Raw genomic sequence first — 19,505 nt, forward strand, 5'->3', positions numbered from 1 at the left:
CTTAATCCCCTAAATGTGCCAGCAACGAATCGAGACGCTGCTTCAGTTCCGCGACTTCAGTCTCCAGCGCCTCAACGCGCGCCTCGAGGCTCTGCTCAGTCGGCGCGACGGCTTCGACCACATTGATCAGCGTCTGCATATCACCACTGAAGAGATGCATGTAGCGGCTTTCGCGCTTGCCCGGCTCGCGCGGCAGACGCACGACATAAGGCCCATCTTCGCGGCTGGCCAGCTGCTCAAGGGCGTTTTCCACCTCGGCTATATCGGCAAAACGATGCATCCGCTCCGCACGTCCACGCAGTTCGCCCGGCGTTTGCGGCCCGCGCAGCAACAGCGTGGCGATAAGCGCCACCTCCGCCGGGCTTAACTTCAGATCGCCAAATTCAGAGTTGCAGAAGCGCTGCTCATATTTGGTCACCCGGTTGCCAAAACCGCTGACGGTGCGCAGGTAGTGGCGCTTTACCAGCTCATCAAGCACATCCTGAACCTCGTGCTCGCTCAGGTTCATCACCGGCTCGCGGTTGGTTTTCTGATTACAGGCCGTCACTACGCCGTTGATGGAGAGCGGATACTGCTCCGGCGTAGTGACCTGCTTCTCCAGCAGGCAGCCGATAACCCGCGCCTCGATGGCGGTGAGTTGATACTTCATCTCTGCTCCTTAGCGTCCCGGAGTCCACTCCTGGGCGGTTAATGCGGTGAGGACGTGGTCGCGCCACTGCCCATCGATCAATAAATAGGATTTGGCATAGCCCTCTTTTTCGAACCCGAGCCTCGCCAGTAAATCGCCGCTGCGTTTATTGTGCGGCATATAGTTGGCCATTATGCGGTGCATATGTTGCGTGCGCTGCATATAGCGAATGGCGGATGTCAGGGCTTCAAACATCAACCCTTGCCCCTGCCACTTCTGGCCGATGGAGTAACCGAGATAACAGGCGTGAAACGAGCCACGCACCACGTTGGAGAAATTGGCGACGCCGACGATCTCTTTCTCTTCAGGATCGAGCAGGGCGAAGTAAAAAGCAGAGCCCTGTTTATGGAACTCATTGATCATCCCCAGACGTGCCTGCCAGCCGGAAGGGTAACAGTGGCTCTCATCGCGAACGGGCTCCCAGGGTTTTAAAAACTGGCGATTTTCCGCGTAATAATCCGCAAGCCGCCACGCATCGCGCTCGTGAACCAGGCGCACCACTAATCTGTCTGTTACCAAGCGTACTTTCGGCACATTACTGCGATAGCCAAACATGTTTACCACTCCTTCGTTTCGCGGCTTTTTTTACCCCTTCTCTTTACTATACCTTTGCTCTGCGACTCTGTGAAAACAGCAACATGGCATTTTCTGCGCCGCGCCCCCTTTTCGATGAAAAGTCTCAATCAAACGCCCGCCTTGATAAAAAAATATTGTCGCTGTGAATGTGTGAAAACGGTTGCCGAAGCCGCAGAATAGAGGCGTCACCTTTTCTGATTTCCCGGAGGGGAAATGGCGCGCATCTCGCAGGCAAGGAGCCTGGGTAAATATTTCCTGCTGGTCGATAATTTTTTGGTGGTGCTCGGTTTTTTTGTTGTCTTCCCCCTGATTTCCATTCGTTTTGTTGATCAACTTGGCTGGGCCGCGCTGATGGTCGGGATCGCGCTCGGCCTGCGTCAGTTTATTCAGCAGGGGTTAGGCATGTTTGGCGGCGCGATCGCCGACCGCTTTGGCGCAAAACCGCTGATTGTCACCGGCATGCTGATGCGCGCGGCAGGGTTCGCGGCGATGGGGATGGCGCATGAACCGTGGGTGCTGTGGCTCTCCTGTATTCTTTCCGGGCTTGGCGGCACGCTGTTCGACCCACCGCGTTCGGCGCTGGTGGTCAAACTGGTACGCCCGCGCCAGCGCGGTCGCTTCTTCTCGCTGCTGATGATGCAGGATAGCGCCGGGGCGGTTATCGGCGCGCTGCTCGGCAGTTGGCTGCTGCAATATGATTTCCGTCTGGTGTGCGCCGCCGGGGCGCTGATGTTTATCCTCTGCGCGGGCTTTAACGCCTGGCTGCTGCCAGCGTGGAAGCTGTCGACGGTGAAAACGCCGGTGCGCGAAGGCTTAGCCCGCGTGCTGCGTGACAAGAAGTTCGTCACTTATGTGTTAACCCTCAGCGGCTACTACATGCTGGCGGTGCAGGTGATGCTGATGTTGCCGATTATGGTCAACGACGTTGCCGGATCGCCGACGTCGGTCAAATGGATGTATGCCATTGAGGCCTGCCTGTCGCTGACGCTGCTCTACCCGATTGCCCGCTGGAGCGAAAAGCGCTTTCGCCTTGAGCAGCGCCTGATGTTCGGCCTGGTGGTAATGTCCTTCAGCCTCTTTCCGATGGGTATGGTCGGCTCCCTGCAACAGCTTTTTACACTTATCTGCACCTTCTATATCGGCTCCATTATCGCCGAACCAGCGCGGGAAACCCTGAGCGCTCAGCTGGCCGATGCGCGGGCGCGCGGCAGCTATATGGGCTTTAGCCGCTTAGGTCTGGCCTTTGGCGGCGCGCTTGGCTACGCCGGCGGCGGCTGGCTGTTTGACGCCGGGAAAGCCTTTCGCCAGCCGGAGTTACCGTGGATGATGCTCGGCGTGATTGGGTTAATCACCTCCCTTGCGCTGCTGTGGCAGTTTGCCCCCCGCCGCGTGCAGCCGCCGATGCTCGAACCCGGCGCCTGATTTGCGCCGCGTCGGCCTCTCTTCCATACTGATTAGTGATGGATAAACCAGTATGGAGGAGAAACGTGAAACTCTACATTTACGATCACTGCCCTTTCTGTGTAAAAGCCCGCATGATTTTCGGCCTTAAGAATCTCCCGGTTGAACTCCATGTCCTGCAAAGCGATGACGAAGCGACGCCGACCCGCATGATTGGTCAAAAGATGGCGCCGATCCTGCAAAAAGATGACAGTCGCTACCTGCCCGAAAGCCTCGATATTGTTCACTACGTTGATAAGCTCGACGGTCAACCGCTGCTGACCGGCTCGCGCAATCCGAAGATCGAGGAGTGGCTGCGTAAGGTGAATGGCTACGTCAATAAGCTGCTGATCCCACGCTTCGCGCAGGCCCCCTTTGACGAATTTTCTACCCCGCAGGCACGCGCCTACTTCACCGCCAAAAAAGAGGCGGCGATTGGCGATTTCGCCGATCACCTCTCCCACTCTGCCGGGCTGGTGAAGAATATCAGCGACGATCTGCGCGCGCTGGAGAAGCACATCGTGCAGCCGAATGCCGTCAACGGCGAGCTGTCGGAAGATGATATTCATCTCTTCCCGCTGCTGCGAAACCTGACGATCGTCAGCGGTATTACCTGGCCGACCCGCGTCGCCGATTACCGCGACAACATGGCGAAACAGACTCAGGTTAACCTCCTCTCTTCCATGGCTATCTAAGCCGTTCATGGCGGAAGCGACCGGCTTCCGCCCCTTCTTTAAGTATTTTCTGCTGGCCTTTGCGCCGGGCGTCGCGCATGCTACACCTCGATCGAGGCATCAGGACCACGTTGAGGAATTCATGAAGAAGATGATTTTGGCCGCAGCACTCATGCTGAGCGGCGTGCTGGTGGGGTGCAATCAACTGACCCAATACACAATCAGCGAGCAGGAGATTAACCAGGCCCTGGAGAAACGGAATAACTTCGCCAAAGATATTGGCGTGCCGGGCGTGGCTGATGCGCATATTGTTCTCAACAATCTTGCCAGCGCGATTGGCCGCGAAGAGCCGAATAAAATCACCTTAACCGGCGATGCTAATCTGGATATGACCTCGCTGTTCGGCAATCAAAAAGCGGTGATCAAGCTGAAGCTGAAAGCGCTGCCGACCTTTGATAAAGATCAGGGTGCAATCTATCTGCATGAGATGGAAGTGGTGGACGCGACGGTCACACCGGAAAAGATGCAGAGCGTGCTGCAAACCTTGATGCCCTACCTGAACCAGTCTCTGCGCAACTACTTTAACCAGCGCCCGGCCTATGTGCTGAAAGAAGACAGCACCAAAGGCGAAGCGCTGGCGAAGAAATATGCCAAAGGCATTGAGGTGAAACCGGGCGAGATTGTCATCCCCCTTACCGACTGAATCACTGGGCGCCTGGCGCCCTTTTTTTCAGGAAAAGGATGCAAACGAAAACGTTTCCCCTTATGCTTGGTCTCCGGCAAAAACAGCCCTTTCTCACTTAGCCGGAGCCCTCCAATGACACAACCCCAGGTTTTGAAAATCCGCCGTCCTGACGACTGGCATCTCCATCTGCGCGACGGCGATATGCTGAAAACCGTGGTGCCGTGGACCAGCGAAACCTACGCCCGCGCCATTGTGATGCCGAACCTGGCTCCGCCTGTGACCACCGTTGAGGCCGCTATCGCCTATCGCCAGCGCATCCTTGACGCAGTGCCTGCCGGTCAGCACTTCGAACCGCTGATGACCTGCTACCTGACCGACAGCCTCGATCCTGATGAGATCGAACGCGGCTTTGCGGAAAAGGTGTTTACGGCGGCGAAGCTCTACCCGGCAAATGCCACCACTAACTCCAGCCACGGCGTCACCAGCATTGATGCCATCATGCCGGTGCTTGAGCGGATGGCGAAGCTCGGCATGCCGCTGCTGGTGCATGGGGAAGTGACTCACGCGGAGATCGATATTTTCGATCGCGAAGCGCGCTTCATTGAGACGGTGATGGAGCCACTACGCAAGCGTCTGCCGGAGCTGAAAGTGGTATTCGAACACATCACCACCAAAGATGCCGCTGACTATGTGCGCGACGGCAATGAGCGGCTGGCCGCCACCATCACCCCACAACATTTGCTGTTTAACCGCAACCATATGCTGGTGGGCGGCGTGCGTCCGCATCTCTACTGCTTACCGATCCTTAAGCGTAATATCCATCAGCAGGCGCTGCGTGAACTGGTCGCCAGCGGGTTCGATCGCGTCTTCCTCGGCACCGACTCAGCTCCGCATGCCCGCCATCGCAAAGAGGCGAGCTGCGGCTGTGCAGGCTGTTTCAATGCGCCAACGGCGCTGGCCAGCTACGCCACGGTATTTGAAGAGATGAACGCGCTGCAGCACTTCGAAGCTTTCTGCTCCCTCAACGGGCCGCGCTTCTATGGCCTGCCGGTGAATGAAGAGTTTATTGAACTGGTGCGGGAAGAGTGCGTGGTGCCGGAGTCGATTGCGCTGGCGGACGATACGCTGGTGCCTTTCCTCGCCGGTGAAACCGTGCGCTGGCAAGTAAAACGCTAAATATTCTTATGCCCCCTGTTGTAATGTGTTTCGATTAACTGTATAAACATACAGTATCTTACACAGGGGGCTGTTATGCGCATTGAAGTGACGATTGCCAGAACCACATCTTTACCCGCGGGCGCTATCGATGCGCTGGCAGGTGAGTTATCCCGCCGTCTGAATGACCACTATCCCGATCGCGAAAATAAAATTTCTGTCCGTTATGCGGCAGCAAATAATCTCTCCGTCCTTGGCGGCGCGAAAGAAGATAAAGACCGCGTTACCGAAATCCTGCAAGAGACCTGGGAAAGCGCTGACGATTGGTTTATCACCGATTAATTTCCCTCTGAAGTTGAAGTTATTGCCGGGTCGCCCCGGCTTTTTTTGCTTCATTTTCAAGCAAAACCGTAACATCTGTTTTTCTCAGTGAAATGAGTCGCTTATCTTTTCGCCACTCCCTTAAGAAAAATCTATGACTACAAAAAAGATGTTGCAGAGTGTTTATTTTCCCGATCATGAGGTCGGGTTGTTGATATACTGAAAAGGCTTCAAATTAAAACACGCATTGAACCTCGAACGTCGTTGTCTAATTAAAACACGCCAAACAGGGGGTTATGATGGTAAAGAATAATGAAGTCATCCAGACCCATCCACTGGTCGGATGGGACATCAGCACCGTAGATAGCTATGACGCACTGATGCTTCGGTTGCACTACCAGACCCCGAACAGAGCCGCTCAGGAAGGGACTGAAATCGGTCAGACGTTATGGTTAACAACCGATGTTGCCCGCCAGTTTATTTCGATTCTGGAAGCTGGCATTGCCAAGATTGAATCAGGCGATTACGAAAAAGACGAGTATAAAAGACATTAACACCATCTGCGCATACTCAACATCAGGCACCCTCGCGGTGCCTTTCTTTTTTCTGCCCTTGTATAAGCCCCCCAGGTTATTTACCCTCCTGAACACGCATTTGCCTGGAGAGAACCATGACATACGACCTGATTATTATCGGCAGCGGATCCGTTGGCGCAGCCGCGGGCTACTACGCCACGCGCGCCGGGCTTAAGGTGCTGATGACCGATGCGCATATGCCGCCGCACAATGAAGGCAGCCATCACGGCAATACGCGCCTGATCCGCCACGCCTACGGCGAAGGCGAGAAATATGTTCCGCTGGTGCTGCGCGCCCAGCAGTTATGGGATGAACTGAACACGCTCACTGGCGAAACGGTGTTTGAGCGCACTGGCGTCGTCAATTTTGGCCCGGCTGATTCTTCCTTCCTCGCCAACGTCGCCGACAGCGCCGCGCAGTGGAAGCTGGCGCTGGAAAAGCTTGATGCCGCTTCGTTAATGGCGCGCTGGCCGGAAATCCGCGTTCCTGATGATTACATCGCGCTCTATGAAGCTGACTCCGGCGTGCTGCACAGCGAACTGGCGATTAAAAGCTGGATCCAGCTGGCTGAGCAGGCAGGCTGTGCGCAGCTCTTCAACTGCCCGGTCAGCGCCCTGCACCATCATCAGGATGGCGTCACCATCGATACCCCGGAAGGGAGTTTCTCCGGCAAAAAAGCGCTGGTGAGCGCTGGCACCTGGGCGAAGACGCTGCTGCCAAACCTGCCGATCCAGCCAGTGCGCAAAGTGTTTGCCTGGTTCCAGGCCGATGGCCGTTACAGTGTGAAAAATAATTTCCCGGCGTTTACCGGCGAGATGCCAAACGGCGAGCACTACTACGGCTTCCCGGCGGTTGAGAATGAGTTAAAGATTGGTCGCCACAACGGCGGACAGGTGATTAACGCGGCCGACGAGCGCACGCCGTTTGGCGCAGAAGCCGGCGACGGCTCGGAGTGCTTCTCCTTTTTACGCCAGCATCTGCCGGGTATTGGCGGCTGCCTGTATGGCGCTTCCTGCACCTATGACAACTCGCCTGATGAAGACTTTATTATCGATACCCTGCCAGACGCGCCGAACACGCTGGTGGTAACCGGCCTGAGCGGTCACGGCTTCAAATTTGCCCCGGTGCTCGGTGAAATTGCCAGCGCCTTCGCCCAGCAAAAAACGCTGGAGTTCGATTTACGGCCCTTCTCCCTTGCCCGCTTTACGCGTTGAGTTTATGTCGGCCCTATTTTAGGGCCGTTGCTCTTTGTACCGAATAAAGTAATCACCTGCGTGAAAATGTGGCGGCATATATTCTCAGCCGTTGGCTTTTTATTAATTCTGCTTGTGGTTATCCGCGCTAAAATGCTTACAAAAGCTGACACTTAGCGATTTTTTCGTCTTTTACAGACAATATTTTTGAATACTTCAGGAGTATGACAACAGGCTTAACCTACTGCTAATCCTGCCTTAAACGTTTCAACTTTCTAATAGCCTGAATGTAAACCGGCAAACTTATTCAAAATTTATGTTATAGAAAAAATAACAATCCAATTCGTTATTTTTGAGTTGCAATATTTTCTCACTGACGCCATTTTAAATTAACTTTTGTTTAACAGTGATGACCCGTTATGCAATTTCGCAACTCTCCGGCGCGCTACGGTTTTATTTCCGTGACGCTTCACTGGCTGGTCGCCATCGTGGTGTATGGCATGTTCGCCTTAGGGTTATGGATGGTCACCCTCAGCTATTACGATGGCTGGTATCATCAGGCTCCCGAGATCCATAAAAGTATCGGTATTCTGCTGATGTTTGGCCTGGTGATCCGCCTGCTGTGGCGCTTTATCTCCCCGCCGCCACCGCCGTTGAAAAGCTACTCCACCGCCACGCGCATCGCCGCGGTTGTGGCCCATATCGTTCTCTACCTGCTGCTGTTTGGCATCGTCTTTAGCGGCTATCTGATCTCCACCGCCGATGGCAAACCAATCAACGTTTTCGGCCTGTTTGAGATCCCTGCCACGCTTGCTGATGCCGGCTCGCAGGCGGATCTCGCCGGAACCATCCACCTGTGGCTGGCCTGGAGCGTAGTGGTTCTCTCCGTGCTGCACGGCCTTGCTGCCTTTAAACACCATTTCATTGATAAAGACGCCACTCTCAAGCGGATGCTGGGAAAATCGTCACCTGACTCTGGAGCATAAGTATGAAGAAGATCCTGCCGGGACTCGCTCTCGCCTCGCTGCTGTTCACCACCGGTTCTGCCGTAGCGGCAGACTACAAGATCGATAAAGAGGGCCAGCACGCCTTCGTTAACTTCCGTATCCAGCACCTCGGTTACAGCTGGTTATACGGTACGTTTAAGGACTTCGACGGTAGCTTTACCTTTGATGAGGCCAACCCGGCGGCCGACAAGGTGAATGTCACCATCAATACCAACAGTGTTGATACCAACCACGCCGAGCGTGATAAACACCTGCGCAGCGCAGAGTTCCTCAACGTGGCGAAGTTCCCGAAAGCGACCTTCACCTCAACGTCGGTGAAAAAGGATGGTGATGAGCTGGATATTACCGGCAACCTGACCCTGAACGGCGTCACCAAACCGGTTGAGCTGGAAGCGAAGCTGCTGGGCCAGGGCAATGACCCGTGGGGCGGCGTGCGCGCAGGCTTTGAAGCCTCTGGCAAGATCAAGCTGAAAGACTTTAACATCACTACCGATCTCGGTCCGGCATCGCAGGATGTTGAGCTGATTATTTCGGTTGAAGGTGTGCGTCAGAAGTAAGCAGGCGTAAAAAAGGAGAGGGGTTCCCCTCTCCTTCTGCGTTATTCCGGGTCCGGAATGCCCAGTTTGGTGTTCAGGCGACCACGCGATTTATTGAAAATCTTATTGCCATTCTCGCGTCCGGCGCGGCGTTTACGCTGCTCCTCTTCCGGCAGCGCGCGCTCCTCTTTGCATAACTCGCTGCAGCAGCCGTCGAACTTCTCAGCACAACTCGGGCACTGAATAAACAGCAGGTGGCAGCCATCGTTCAGGCAGTTGGTGTGGGCATCGCACGGCGTGCCGCACTGGTGGCAGTGCGCAATCACATCATCAGAGATGCGCTCGCCCATACGCTCGTCAAAGACAAAGTTTTTACCGATAAAGCGCACCGGCAGACCCTGCTCACGGGCGCGGCGGGCGTACTCAATAATACCGCCTTCGATATGCCACACTTTGTTGAAGCCGTTATGCTTCATCCAGGCACTCGCTTTTTCGCAGCGAATCCCGCCGGTGCAGTACATCACAATCTTTTTGTCTTTATGATCCTGCATCATCTCAACCGCTTTCGGCAGTTGCTCGCGGAAGGTGTCGGCGGGAATTTCCATCGCGCCATCGAAGTGGCCCACTTCATATTCGTAGTGGTTGCGCATATCGATAAACACCGCGTCCGGATCGTCGAGCATGGCGTTCACTTCCGCCGCTTTCAGGTAATCCCCAACGTTGCTGGCATCAAAAGTCTCATCCTCAATGCCATCCGCCACGATGCGGTCACGCACCTTCATGCGCAGCACCCAGAAGGATTTACCGTCATCATCAATGGCGATATTCAGACGCAGCCCATCCAGCGCCGGATCGAAGGTGTAGAGCGCTTGGCGAAACGCCTCGAACTTACTTTGTGGCACGCTGATCTGCGCGTTGATCCCTTCATGGGCGAGGTAGATGCGCCCAAAGACGCTCAGCTGCGACAGGGTCTGGTAGAGCGCATCGCGCGTCGCCTGCGGGTTAACAATGGTGAAGTATTTGTAAAACGAGACGGTGACGCGCGGCTCGGTTTCGGCGAGCATGCGGGCTTTCAGTTCATCATTGGAGATGCGGTTGTGTAACACTGGCATGGTGTACGTATCCTGCAGAGTGGAGAGTGAAAAACGGGCGGCATCATAAAGCAAATAGTGTTAATTTACATCCCCACATTTTGCGCTACATTTCAACCCATTCATTTCACACTGTAATGCGCGTTGCGCTTATGGAACGCGGCTCTACCCCCTGGTTTTTGCGAATTACAAAAAAAGTGCGAGAATACAGGCCATTGTAGCTATACACAGGACAGTCATGACGCATTTACCCAAATTTTCGGCATCGCTGCTGCACCCCCGCTACTGGGCAACCTGGTTCGGAATCGGCGTGCTGTGGTTGGTGGTTCAACTTCCCTATCCGCTTCTTTACCGCTTAGGCTGCGCGCTCGGCCACCTTGCACAGCGCGTAATGAAACGCCGCGCGCACATTGCGCACCGCAACCTGACGCTCTGCTTCCCGCAGATGAGCGAGGAGGAGCGGCAGAAAATGGTGGCGAAGAATTTTGAATCCGTCGGCATGGGGCTAATTGAAACCGGCATGGCCTGGTTCTGGTCCGATCGCCGCATGCGCCGCTGGATGGATGTCTCCCATTTCGAACATGTGCGTAACGTACAGGCGCAGGGCCGCGGCATTCTGCTCATTGGCGTGCACTTCCTGACGCTGGAGATTGGCGCGCGGATGTTTGGTCTGAATGAGCCGGGCATCGGCGTCTACCGCCCGAACGACAACCCGGTTATCGATCTGCTGCAAACCTGGGGGCGCATGCGCTCCAATAAGAGCATGATTGACCGTAAAGATCTGAAAGGGATGATCCGCGCACTGAAAGCGGGTCAAGTGGTGTGGTACGCGCCAGATCACGACTATGGCCCGCGCGCCAGCGTCTTTGTCCCCTTCTTCGCCGTCGAGCAGGCCGCGTCCACTTCCGGAACCTGGATGCTGGCGCGCATGTCGCAAGCCTGCGTGGTGCCGTTTGTGCCGCGCCGCAAACCCGGCGGTAAAGGGTATGAGCTGATTATGCTTGAGCCGGAGTGCTCACCGCCGCTGGACGATGCCGAAACCACCGCCGCGTGGATGAACAAAGTGGTGGAGCGCTGCATTATGATGGCGCCCGAGCAATATATGTGGCTGCATCGCCGCTTCAAAACCCGCCCGCAGGGCGTGCCTTCCCGCTATTAAGCGCCCCGCTCCGCCTGTAAACCACGGGCGGAGCCGCCTCTGTTACGGCTTCTCTTCACCCTTTTCGTTCTCGTTACGGTAACCGCCGCCCAGCGCTTTAATCAGTGTGATATCGGTGCTGAGCTGCTGCGCCTGCATATCGAGCAGCAGAAGCTGTTGCGCCAGCGCTAAGCGGCGCGCCTCCTGCGCCCTGAAGCGGCTCAGCAGACCGCGCTGGTAATGGGCCGCCGCGCTGTTGGTTGCGGTCATCGCCGCGCGCACCTTCTCCTGCTGCATCGCCACCATCTGGTTGAGATCGTTAAGCTGGCTGGAGGTGATCGCCACATCGCGTACCGCGTCCAGCACCGCCTGGTTATACTGTTTGATCAGGATGTTGCTGGCGGTACGTACTGATTTCAGGTGCGCATTTAACCGCCCGCCGTCAAACAGCGGCAAGGTGAGCGCAGGCAGGATATTGAGCTGCTGGAAGGAGTAGCGGAAGAGATCGCCGACATCAAAGGCGTTGTAGCCCCAGAAAGCTTTGATATCAAAGTGCGGGTAAAACGCCGCCTTCGCTGAGTCCACCTGGCTCATGGTGGCAGTGACATACCCGCGCAGCGCCTGCAGATCGGGGCGGCGCGCCAGCAGTTCGAAGGAGAGTGTTGCAGGCAGCGTTTGTTGAAGTTGCGGCAGCGCCACCGCATGAATCTCAGGCATGCTCTGCGCGTCCGCGCCAATCAGCGCCCGCAGGGTCTCGCGATAGCGGGTTAACGCGCCGTTTGCTTCCACCAGTTGCTGCTGCGCCGCCAGCCGTTCAGCCTGCGCACCGGCGAGATCAACACTATCTTCCAGCCCGCGCGCCGCGCGCTGCTGGTGCGCCTGCTCGGAGAAGCGGGCAATCTCTTGCTGCTCATTAAGCAATGCAATGCGCGCAAAGGTCGCCTGCATCGCAAAGTAGAGCTGAGCGACGCTGCTGGCGATATCCAGCTCTATCGCCGCAGTCTCAGCCAGCCTCGCATTCTGCTCACCAATCGCGGCCGCCACGCGCGCACGATCCGATCCCCAGAGATCGATATTGAGCGACGCGCCAACGCCCACCGTGTTCAGCGTGTACCACGGCCCCTGCTTATCGACGGGCAGTGAGTAGGCGTAGGGCCAGGTCGCTTTCGCATCCCTGTCTGATACGCGCATGTAGTTTTGCGCCGCAACGGCACCTGCCTGCACGCCCATTGCCGACTGCGCCAGCGCCACCGTTGACTGCGACTGGCCGACGCGCAGCCGCGCGGCCTGCATAGTGGGTGAGTTTTGCAACGCGCGGTTAACCAGCATCGTTAGCTGGCGATCGTGATAGTTTTCCCACCAACGCGCTGCGGGCCAGCCGCTGTTTGCCAGGTGGATCGCCTGCGCCAGCTGCGCCTTCTGCGGGTTGACGATGGTCACCTGCCCCGGATCGTCCTGCACCAGCGCGCAGCCGGATAACAGCAGCAGGCCAAATGCGGCCAGCGTGCCGCAGCGAAAACGCGAAGAGATCATTTTTGCGCGCATACCTTACTCTGCCTGTCGCGAACTGAGTGAAAAGGGAGATGGCCACGCAGGCAGGCTGGAGAGCGCCTGCATCAGCGGCGGACCATAGGGGTTTGCTGCATCGGCGCTAACTGACTTCAGCTCCGGCTTCGGTTGCGCCTGGTCGATCGCCGTAGCGTAGGCCGCAACATACTCCGCGCAGCGGGGCAAAAAGGGATCGTCCGCTGCGGCATAGAGCCGATAGCCTTCGCTCAGGCGCACCAGCTCCTGCGCGCTGGCAAAGGTCTCGCCGCGCGGCCAGGCTTTCGCTTCTGCATGGGGATGCGCCCAGGTGTTGAGCGGCTCGGCGGAAACGCGATTGAGCAGCGCATCGCTCTCGGTCAGGCTGGCAAACAGCGCCGGGGTAGTGGACTCGCGATCTTTCGCCCGCAGCAGGTCAGCAATACGCCGGTAGAGGCGCGCGAGGCTGGCTTTGAGCTGCGGCGCTTCGCTGTCCGGCCATAAATAGAGGTGGATCAGCGACGAGACCAGCACGCCGAGCAGAATACCGATCACCCGGTCGCGCAACTCGGTCAGGTTGGTGAGCGGGCCAAACCAGCTTAAAAAGGCCAGCGCAAAGGTAAAACCAAGCTGGATCCCGGCGTAGGCAATGCGCTCTGAACCACCCGCCAGCCAGGCGGCCAGCGCCATTACCGGCAGCGCCATCCCCAGCAGGCCGACCAGCGACTCCGTCCACGGTTGAATAAAGAGAATCAGCAGCAGCGCCAGCAGGGTTGCCAGCAGCGCGCCGCCAATGCGCAGCGCGATCTTCTGCATCGTCGCGCCAAGCCCCGGCTGCGCCACAATCACGCAGCTCAGCATAATGGTGTGAATGCCCTGCCAGTCCGTCGCGGTATAGAAGACGTAGCAAAGCAGCGTGGCCAGCACGGTTTTTAAAGTGAAGTGCAGATAGGCCGGGTTACGCCACGCATCCGGCGGCATTAAGGCGATTTTATCTCCCTCGCCGGGCGGCAAGGCAACGGTTTCTCCGCGCTGAAGCGAGGCCAGCAGCGCGGCAATCTCGCGCACAATCACATCATGCTGACTATCAACGGAAATGGAGACCTCCTGCACAGGCGGCAGTTTGCCCTCCTCCACCTGCTGCGCCAGCGCAAGCAGCGCATCAGCAAGCTGACGCCTCGCCGCATCGGACGCACCGGGTTGCAACAGCGCAACCAGTTGATAGCTGCGCAGGGTAAACGCCATCACGCTCTGCCACTTCTGCTGATTATCAGCCATTTCTGCGCTGGAGAGCCGCGCCAGCTTAAACAGCGTGTGCAGCTGCGCAACCTGGCGGGCAATGGCGCTAAAGGTGGGTCGGGCATTTTCGAGGGAGGCGGCATCGGTTTGTGTCAGGCAGGTCGCCGTCTGGCGCAGCATCGCGGCGAGCGCGCTTTTGAACTGCCAGCCAGGAAACGCCTGCGCAAAACAGGCATTGACCAGCAGCGTCACCACAATGGCGCTATTGATCGCCACCCACAGCCACAGCAGCAGGCGCACGAGGATCTCGCTCTGCCCGGTCATGGAGGGAAAAGTTTGCGCATAGATCACCGCCAGCGCCACGACAAAAAAGGCCAGCCCCAGCTTGCCCATAATGCGCATCAGATAGACGGCAAGCGAGAAGAGCAGCACCGAGGCAACAAGGCGCACCAGCGGATAGTCATAGGTCCATTTGATAATCAGCAGCACGCCGCCCAGCACCAGCGTTACCACCAGCATAAAGGCGACGCTGACCAGCGAGATCATCACTACGTTGGGCTGGCTGACATAAAAAACGACGATCAGGGCTATCGCCAGAAAGGGGATCTGCAGGCTCATAAACAGCGCAATGAGGATCGCGCAGCTGATTGTCATACGCAGGGTGTAGTTGCCTCGCCCCGGAGTGGCACGTAGCTCTTTTTGCAGATAACCCCAGGCGCGCTCCATCGCGATACTCACTGCGGTTTGAGGGTAACGCTTGCGGAAGCGCCCATGCGGAACAGCGCCGGATCGGGGTGCTCAACGGCGATTTTCACCGGGAAGCGCTGCGAAACATGCACCCAGTTAATGCTCTTCGGCACAATCGGTAAGCCACCAATCACCGTTCCGCCTTCCGGCAGCACGCCAAACCCGACCGACTCGACACGGCCGCTAAAGCGCTGGCTGTGGTCGGTCATCACGGTGATCTCCGCCGGTGTGCCGGCGCGAATGCCTTGCAGATCGGTCTCGCGGAAATTGGCCACCACATACCAGCGGTCGTCATCCATCAGCGTGAAGACCGGTTTTAACGCCGAGGCGTACTGGCCGACCGTGGTTTTCAGTGCCACCACCACACCGTTAAAGGGCGCGCGCACCTCGGTAAACTCCAGATGTAGCTCCGCCAGCGCAATCTGCGCCAGCGCCCCTTCCCGCTGGGCCACCATCGCATCGACACCGAGCACGGCTGAAGCTGCCTGGCTGGCCTGAAGCTGAATTGCGGCCAGCTCTGAGCGGGCGGCTTTCTCCGCCGTACGTGCCTGATCCAGCTCCTCCTGCGAAGCGAACCCTTGCGGCACCAGCGGCTCCAGGCGGCTGCGCGTTGAGCGGGTCTGATCGACCAGCGCCTGCGAGCGCGCCACCGCGGCGGCAACAGACTGCGCGTTATACTCCTGCGCTTTGATGGTGCGCCCGGTCAGGGTAATTTGCGCGTCGAGCGCCGCCAGCCGCGATTTTGCATCCGCCAGCATCGCTTGATAGGGGCGCGGATCGATGCGGAACAGCAAATCGCCTTTTTTCACGCGCTGGTTGTCGCGCACAGGCATCTCGACAATGCGCCCCGTCACTTCCGGCACGACATCGATCGTATCGGTGTAGACATAGGCATCGTTGGTTTGCGGAGAAGTCTGCAGGTGCCAGATCACCGCAATCAGCGCCACGATCGCGCCAATCACAATGAGCAGCAGCGGCCACTTTTTCCGTAACAGCGTTGGGCTGGAATCAGTCATAGGCCTTCATATCTAAAAAAGTAAAAACCAGAAGAGCGCGGCAAAGAGAAACAGCAGAGCCAGATAGCTTATAACCAGCGGCGAGAAACGCGCCTGCCAGCCTTTACGCACAATCAGCAGATGACACGGGATGAGCAGCAGCGCCGCGGCGAGGAAACAGAAGAACCAGGCGGGGAATGACGCGCCCAGCACAGGAATCGCGGGCGGCAAGCCGCAGCCGGAGAGTAAACAGCAGAGTAGTAGCGCGGCTCCGCGCAGAGGTATTGCGATCCCTTTCACAGCCTTGCTCCTGCGCGCGAAATCATCGTCACTGACACCTTTTCTCCATCCCTTAGATAAATAATGCGCTATCGACGCCTGCGGCACACCCTACTCAGATTAGGGACAACCTTTGCAAAGGGTGATTATAAACCGCTGCGCCAGAAAATATAACGCTGGCGTTACATTTCCGTTTTTTTGCATAACCCTCAGGCAAATCTCAAAAGCAAAAAGTCCATTAACGCAGAATCTTCTGCCTGACGGCGGAATAGACCCTGCACGCTTAGCAATAACCAAACCACTCTTTTAAGCTGCCAACAATCAGCGACCGTAGCGCCGCGTCATCCTCGTTTTCGCGCCAGAATAACATCAGCGAGTGCAGGTTATTAAATTCATCATTATTGACATCAAGGGCGACAGCCCGCTTCGCCAACAGCTCCGGCCGCGCAATATGATCCGGTACGCAGGCGATGCCAAGCCCCTTTTTTGCCAGCATTGCGCTCAAGGTGTAATCCGTCACCAGCATCGCCTCTGCCGACGCGTGCAGTGGATAGCGATGGTCATTATTTTCATCCGGAAAAGCGGGATAGATAAGCGTTTCGCCATCCAGCTGAAAGGCGTCGATATGGCTCTGCTGTGCCAGCCAGTGCTGTGGATGGGCAATAAGCATGGTTTGCAGATCGCCCACCACGCAGCCTTGCAGCCCGCAAGGCATGACCGGCAAATGCAGCCCAAGCACGTAGTCGACGCGCTTAGCACGCAGGCTCGCCTCGGTGTCATATAGATCGGTATGGATAACGTGGAGCAGCATCTGCGGATAAGCCGCCTTCACAGTGAGCAAAATATCGGCCACCACTTCTGACGGGATCAATTCATTAAAGGCCAGCCTGACGATTTCCGGTTCGCGGCGTGTTTGTAATGATAAGGAGAAGGCCTCCAGCCGCTGCCAGCTATTTACCATTGATTTTGCTTTTGGCAGCAGCCGCTTGCCGTTGCTGTTAATTTTAACCACCGATCCATTACCGCGCGTGTGAAATAAGGTGTAGCCGAGAATATCTTCCAGCTCTTTTATCCAGCGGCTTATCGTTGATTTCGAGCGATTCATCCGTTGCCCCGCCTGCAAAAAACTTCCTGTTTCTGCGGCGGCGACAAAGGCGCAGAGTGCTTTATTTTCAATAACCAGATCGCTTTTTTTCATGCTGTTTGCGTCCTTACCTCTTCTCATTATTGTGATGAGCCTGACGTCAGCGCGTCTACTGCTCATCCCGCAGGTTCAGGTTTAAGCACTTTCTTATTACAACACATTGATGTGGGTCACTTTTAACCGGCTCTTGTAGAGGGTTAATAAGGCGCTATTAACATGCCAATAAAGATAATTACAAAATGAAAAGCAAATAACTAAATAGCGTCAAATGGCGTTGTTAATTGTCAATAAACCGCATCCTGTAAGCTTTAACTGATAAGTAAACAAATAACACTTTAAGAAAGCGCTTATGATTTATCTTCAAATAAATGTCACCTGTTGCATAATCAGAACTTTTTACCAGCAGGAAAGTTTTATTATTGCCACAAGAGCCTATTACTGCGGTTATTTTGCGTGTAGCGCATTTGTATCGTTATTCGCTTCTGCTTATTATCGCGGCGAACGTTATTATTCCCGCCATTTAAATGGAGAACGCGATATGGGTTTATTTAAACCTACGGGTACACTACAGAAAATTATCAAAGTGAGTCTGTTATCAGCATTAATTAGCACCTCACTTAACGCTACAGCGGCAAAGGATGTGCCTAACGATCCCAATGACCGACCAACCCCTGCCGATATCATTATTATGAATGCCGATATCCGCACCTCCGATGCCGCCAAACCGCGCGCGCAGGCGCTGGCGATTAAAGATGGCAAATTTATCGCGGTGGGCAGCCCGCACTATATCAAGCTGCTGCAAAGCGATAAGACGAAAATGATCGACGCTAAGGGTAAAACGGTGATCCCGGGGCTGATTGATGCCCACACGCACCTGATTGCCGGGATCGATCTCATTAATGGGGTCGACCTGTTTGGCATCAGCAGCAAACAGACGTGGCTGAAGATGATCAAGGAAAAAGTGGATGCGCAGCCGAAAGGCAGCTGGATCTTCGGCGGCCGCTGGGACGCCACCTTAACCGCAGAGAAGACGCTACCCACGGCAGCCGAGCTCGACAAAGTCGCACCTGATAACCCGGTCGCGCTGGTGGACGTCGATTACCACACCATGTGGCTGAACAGCAAAGCGCTGGCAGAGCTTGAGATCACCGATAAGACACCCGATCCGGTCGGCGGGACGATCCAGCGGGATAAAAACGGTAAAGCGACCGGTATCCTGCTGGAGAACGCCCTTGATCTCTACAACCGCTCACCAAAAGTGATTGCCGCGCAGGGGGATAAAAGCGAGGGCTTGCGCAAAGTGATGGCGCACTTCAATAGCCTCGGCGTCACCAGTGCTCACGATATGTGGACCAACTCGGGCGACATCTACACCGATATGCTGAAAAAAGGCGGCTTCCCGATGCGCATCTGGTATGGCTACATGGTCGATACCAGCGAGAAAAACAGCGGTGAAGAGGCGTGGAAAGCGCAAGCCGATAAGCAAAAAGAGATGAATGCTTTTGCCGCCGACAAAGAGCAAGCGATCGGTAAAGGGCCGCAGTTCCGCTACGGCTACCATAAATATTTTATGGACGGCACCCTGATGAACCACACCGCCGCCCTGCATGAGCACTACTCCGATCGCCACGATCACTACTTCGGCACCCCGCTCTATACCCAGGAGAAGATGAACGAGATGGTGCAGCGCTCACATCAGTATGGCTTCCCGGTTGCCGTTCATGCCATCGGCGATAATGCTGTGACGATGGCGCTGGAAGCGTTTCGCAACAGCCCGCAGGGCAAGGATAAAATCAACCGTATCGAACATATTGAACTGACGAAGTACGCCAATATCGAGAAGTTTGCGCAGAACGGCATTGTGCCGTCGATGCAGCCCGATCATGCCATTGCGCCTAACTTCCTTGAGACGCGTCTGGGGAATGAGCGCCTGAAGCGCAGTTACGCCTGGCAATCGCTGCTGACGGCGGGTGGAAACCTGGTGTTCGGTAGCGACTGGCCGACGGCAAAAGAGAGCCCGATGACGCAGTTGGGTGATGCCGTGCTACGCCTGAAAGATGGCAAAGTGTGGTATGGCGAAAACGCCCTTACCTTTGACGAAGCGCTGTATGCCTACACCATGGCACCGGCCAAAATCAGCGGCTGGGATAAAGAGATTGGCTCGATTACCGTCGGTAAGTGGGCGGATTTCGCCATTGTTGACGGCAAAATCAAGGATCCAGTGCCGCAGGATATTCGTGACTGGAAAATTGCCGAAACCTGGTTCGCCGGGGAGAAGGTCTACGATAGCGCGCAGAAAAAATCATAACCCCCCTTTTCCCACGCGGAGCAGGCTCCGCGTGGGAAGCTAAATACAACAGGCCAGATTAAGAGTTTTCAAGTCGGGGCAAGAAGTTGCCTGGCAACATCACCGCCGCTCTGCTTGTTTTTAGCCCGTGGCCTGAAAAAAATAGTGGGTGAGCACTCCCCTACCGGAACCCCCTCTTCCAGGATGGAAA

Annotated in this window: 19 protein-coding genes; 11 read left to right on the forward strand and 8 right to left on the reverse strand. The window is 56.1% G+C overall.

Annotation, left to right across the window (positions count from 1 at the left end; all coding sequences use genetic code 11):
* Nucleotide 1: 1 nt before the first annotated feature.
* Nucleotides 2-649, reverse strand: a complete 648-nt coding sequence (locus tag EH164_RS13930) for a YceH family protein (protein ID WP_124968695.1) — start codon at nucleotides 647-649, stop codon at nucleotides 2-4.
* A 9-nt stretch (nucleotides 650-658) separates the two neighbouring features.
* Entirely contained in the window at nucleotides 659-1,243 is a 585-nt protein-coding gene (gene rimJ, locus EH164_RS13935; RefSeq protein ID WP_076769679.1) for a ribosomal protein S5-alanine N-acetyltransferase, read from the reverse strand.
* 234 nt (nucleotides 1,244-1,477) lie between these two features.
* On the opposite strand from rimJ, the gene mdtH reads away from it, so the two are divergent.
* The 9 genes from mdtH to EH164_RS13980 all read left to right on the forward strand — a co-directional run bounded on the left by mdtH (nucleotide 1,478) and on the right by EH164_RS13980 (nucleotide 8,871).
* Complete coding sequence (gene mdtH, locus EH164_RS13940; RefSeq protein WP_124968697.1) at nucleotides 1,478-2,686, forward strand: multidrug efflux MFS transporter MdtH; 1,209 nt, start codon at nucleotides 1,478-1,480, stop codon at nucleotides 2,684-2,686.
* A gap of 65 nt (nucleotides 2,687-2,751) precedes the next feature.
* A complete protein-coding gene (gene grxB, locus EH164_RS13945) occupies nucleotides 2,752-3,399 on the forward strand; it encodes a glutaredoxin 2 (protein WP_023481875.1) in 648 nt (215 codons plus the stop codon).
* A gap of 121 nt (nucleotides 3,400-3,520) precedes the next feature.
* Entirely contained in the window at nucleotides 3,521-4,081 is a 561-nt protein-coding gene (locus tag EH164_RS13950) for a lipoprotein (protein ID WP_023481707.1), read from the forward strand.
* Nucleotides 4,082-4,195: 114 nt separating this feature from the next.
* Nucleotides 4,196-5,239, forward strand: coding sequence for a dihydroorotase (pyrC, locus tag EH164_RS13955; protein ID WP_124968699.1), 1,044 nt, complete (start codon nucleotides 4,196-4,198; stop codon nucleotides 5,237-5,239).
* Between the two features lie 75 nt (nucleotides 5,240-5,314).
* Nucleotides 5,315-5,560, forward strand: coding sequence for a DNA damage-inducible protein I (gene dinI, locus EH164_RS13960; protein WP_124968701.1), 246 nt, complete (start codon nucleotides 5,315-5,317; stop codon nucleotides 5,558-5,560).
* 278 nt (nucleotides 5,561-5,838) lie between these two features.
* On the forward strand, nucleotides 5,839-6,093 hold the full coding sequence (bssS, locus tag EH164_RS13965; protein ID WP_023481711.1) for a biofilm formation regulator BssS: 255 nt from the start codon (nucleotides 5,839-5,841) through the stop codon (nucleotides 6,091-6,093).
* A 116-nt stretch (nucleotides 6,094-6,209) separates the two neighbouring features.
* On the forward strand, nucleotides 6,210-7,328 hold the full coding sequence (solA, locus tag EH164_RS13970) for an N-methyl-L-tryptophan oxidase (RefSeq protein WP_124968703.1): 1,119 nt from the start codon (nucleotides 6,210-6,212) through the stop codon (nucleotides 7,326-7,328).
* A gap of 398 nt (nucleotides 7,329-7,726) precedes the next feature.
* Nucleotides 7,727-8,293, forward strand: a complete 567-nt coding sequence (locus EH164_RS13975) for a cytochrome b (RefSeq protein WP_054803145.1) — start codon at nucleotides 7,727-7,729, stop codon at nucleotides 8,291-8,293.
* 2 nt (nucleotides 8,294-8,295) lie between these two features.
* Nucleotides 8,296-8,871 (forward strand): YceI family protein, encoded by a 576-nt coding sequence (locus tag EH164_RS13980; protein WP_023481320.1) that lies wholly within the window; start codon nucleotides 8,296-8,298, stop codon nucleotides 8,869-8,871.
* Nucleotides 8,872-8,912: 41 nt separating this feature from the next.
* Here the strand turns inward: EH164_RS13980 and EH164_RS13985 are convergent, their stop codons facing one another.
* Entirely contained in the window at nucleotides 8,913-9,962 is a 1,050-nt protein-coding gene (locus EH164_RS13985) for a rhodanese-related sulfurtransferase (RefSeq protein WP_124968705.1), read from the reverse strand.
* A gap of 217 nt (nucleotides 9,963-10,179) precedes the next feature.
* On the opposite strand from EH164_RS13985, the gene EH164_RS13990 reads away from it, so the two are divergent.
* A complete protein-coding gene (locus EH164_RS13990) occupies nucleotides 10,180-11,100 on the forward strand; it encodes a Kdo(2)-lipid IV(A) acyltransferase (protein ID WP_124968707.1) in 921 nt (306 codons plus the stop codon).
* A gap of 42 nt (nucleotides 11,101-11,142) precedes the next feature.
* Here EH164_RS13990 and EH164_RS13995 read toward each other — a convergent pair whose 3' ends face one another.
* From EH164_RS13995 to EH164_RS14015, 5 genes are all read right to left on the reverse strand, one after another.
* Nucleotides 11,143-12,624 (reverse strand): MdtP family multidrug efflux transporter outer membrane subunit, encoded by a 1,482-nt coding sequence (locus EH164_RS13995; protein ID WP_124968709.1) that lies wholly within the window; start codon nucleotides 12,622-12,624, stop codon nucleotides 11,143-11,145.
* Between the two features lie 3 nt (nucleotides 12,625-12,627).
* Nucleotides 12,628-14,568, reverse strand: a complete 1,941-nt coding sequence (locus tag EH164_RS14000; RefSeq protein WP_124968711.1) for an FUSC family protein — start codon at nucleotides 14,566-14,568, stop codon at nucleotides 12,628-12,630.
* A gap of 8 nt (nucleotides 14,569-14,576) precedes the next feature.
* Nucleotides 14,577-15,605: a multidrug transporter subunit MdtN gene (gene mdtN, locus EH164_RS14005; RefSeq protein WP_023481844.1), complete on the reverse strand. Its 1,029-nt coding sequence runs from the start codon at nucleotides 15,603-15,605 to the stop codon at nucleotides 14,577-14,579.
* Between the two features lie 12 nt (nucleotides 15,606-15,617).
* Nucleotides 15,618-15,884 (reverse strand): YtcA family lipoprotein, encoded by a 267-nt coding sequence (locus tag EH164_RS14010; RefSeq protein WP_124968713.1) that lies wholly within the window; start codon nucleotides 15,882-15,884, stop codon nucleotides 15,618-15,620.
* Nucleotides 15,885-16,146: 262 nt separating this feature from the next.
* Nucleotides 16,147-17,061, reverse strand: a complete 915-nt coding sequence (locus EH164_RS14015) for a LysR family transcriptional regulator (RefSeq protein WP_124968715.1) — start codon at nucleotides 17,059-17,061, stop codon at nucleotides 16,147-16,149.
* A gap of 529 nt (nucleotides 17,062-17,590) precedes the next feature.
* On the opposite strand from EH164_RS14015, the gene EH164_RS14020 reads away from it, so the two are divergent.
* Nucleotides 17,591-19,315 (forward strand): amidohydrolase, encoded by a 1,725-nt coding sequence (locus tag EH164_RS14020; RefSeq protein WP_241174965.1) that lies wholly within the window; start codon nucleotides 17,591-17,593, stop codon nucleotides 19,313-19,315.
* Nucleotides 19,316-19,505 lie beyond the last annotated feature (190 nt).

Origin of the sequence: Kosakonia sp. CCTCC M2018092, from assembly GCF_003864115.1 — a bacterium.
In the GTDB taxonomy this organism is placed as follows: domain Bacteria; phylum Pseudomonadota; class Gammaproteobacteria; order Enterobacterales; family Enterobacteriaceae; genus Kosakonia; species Kosakonia cowanii.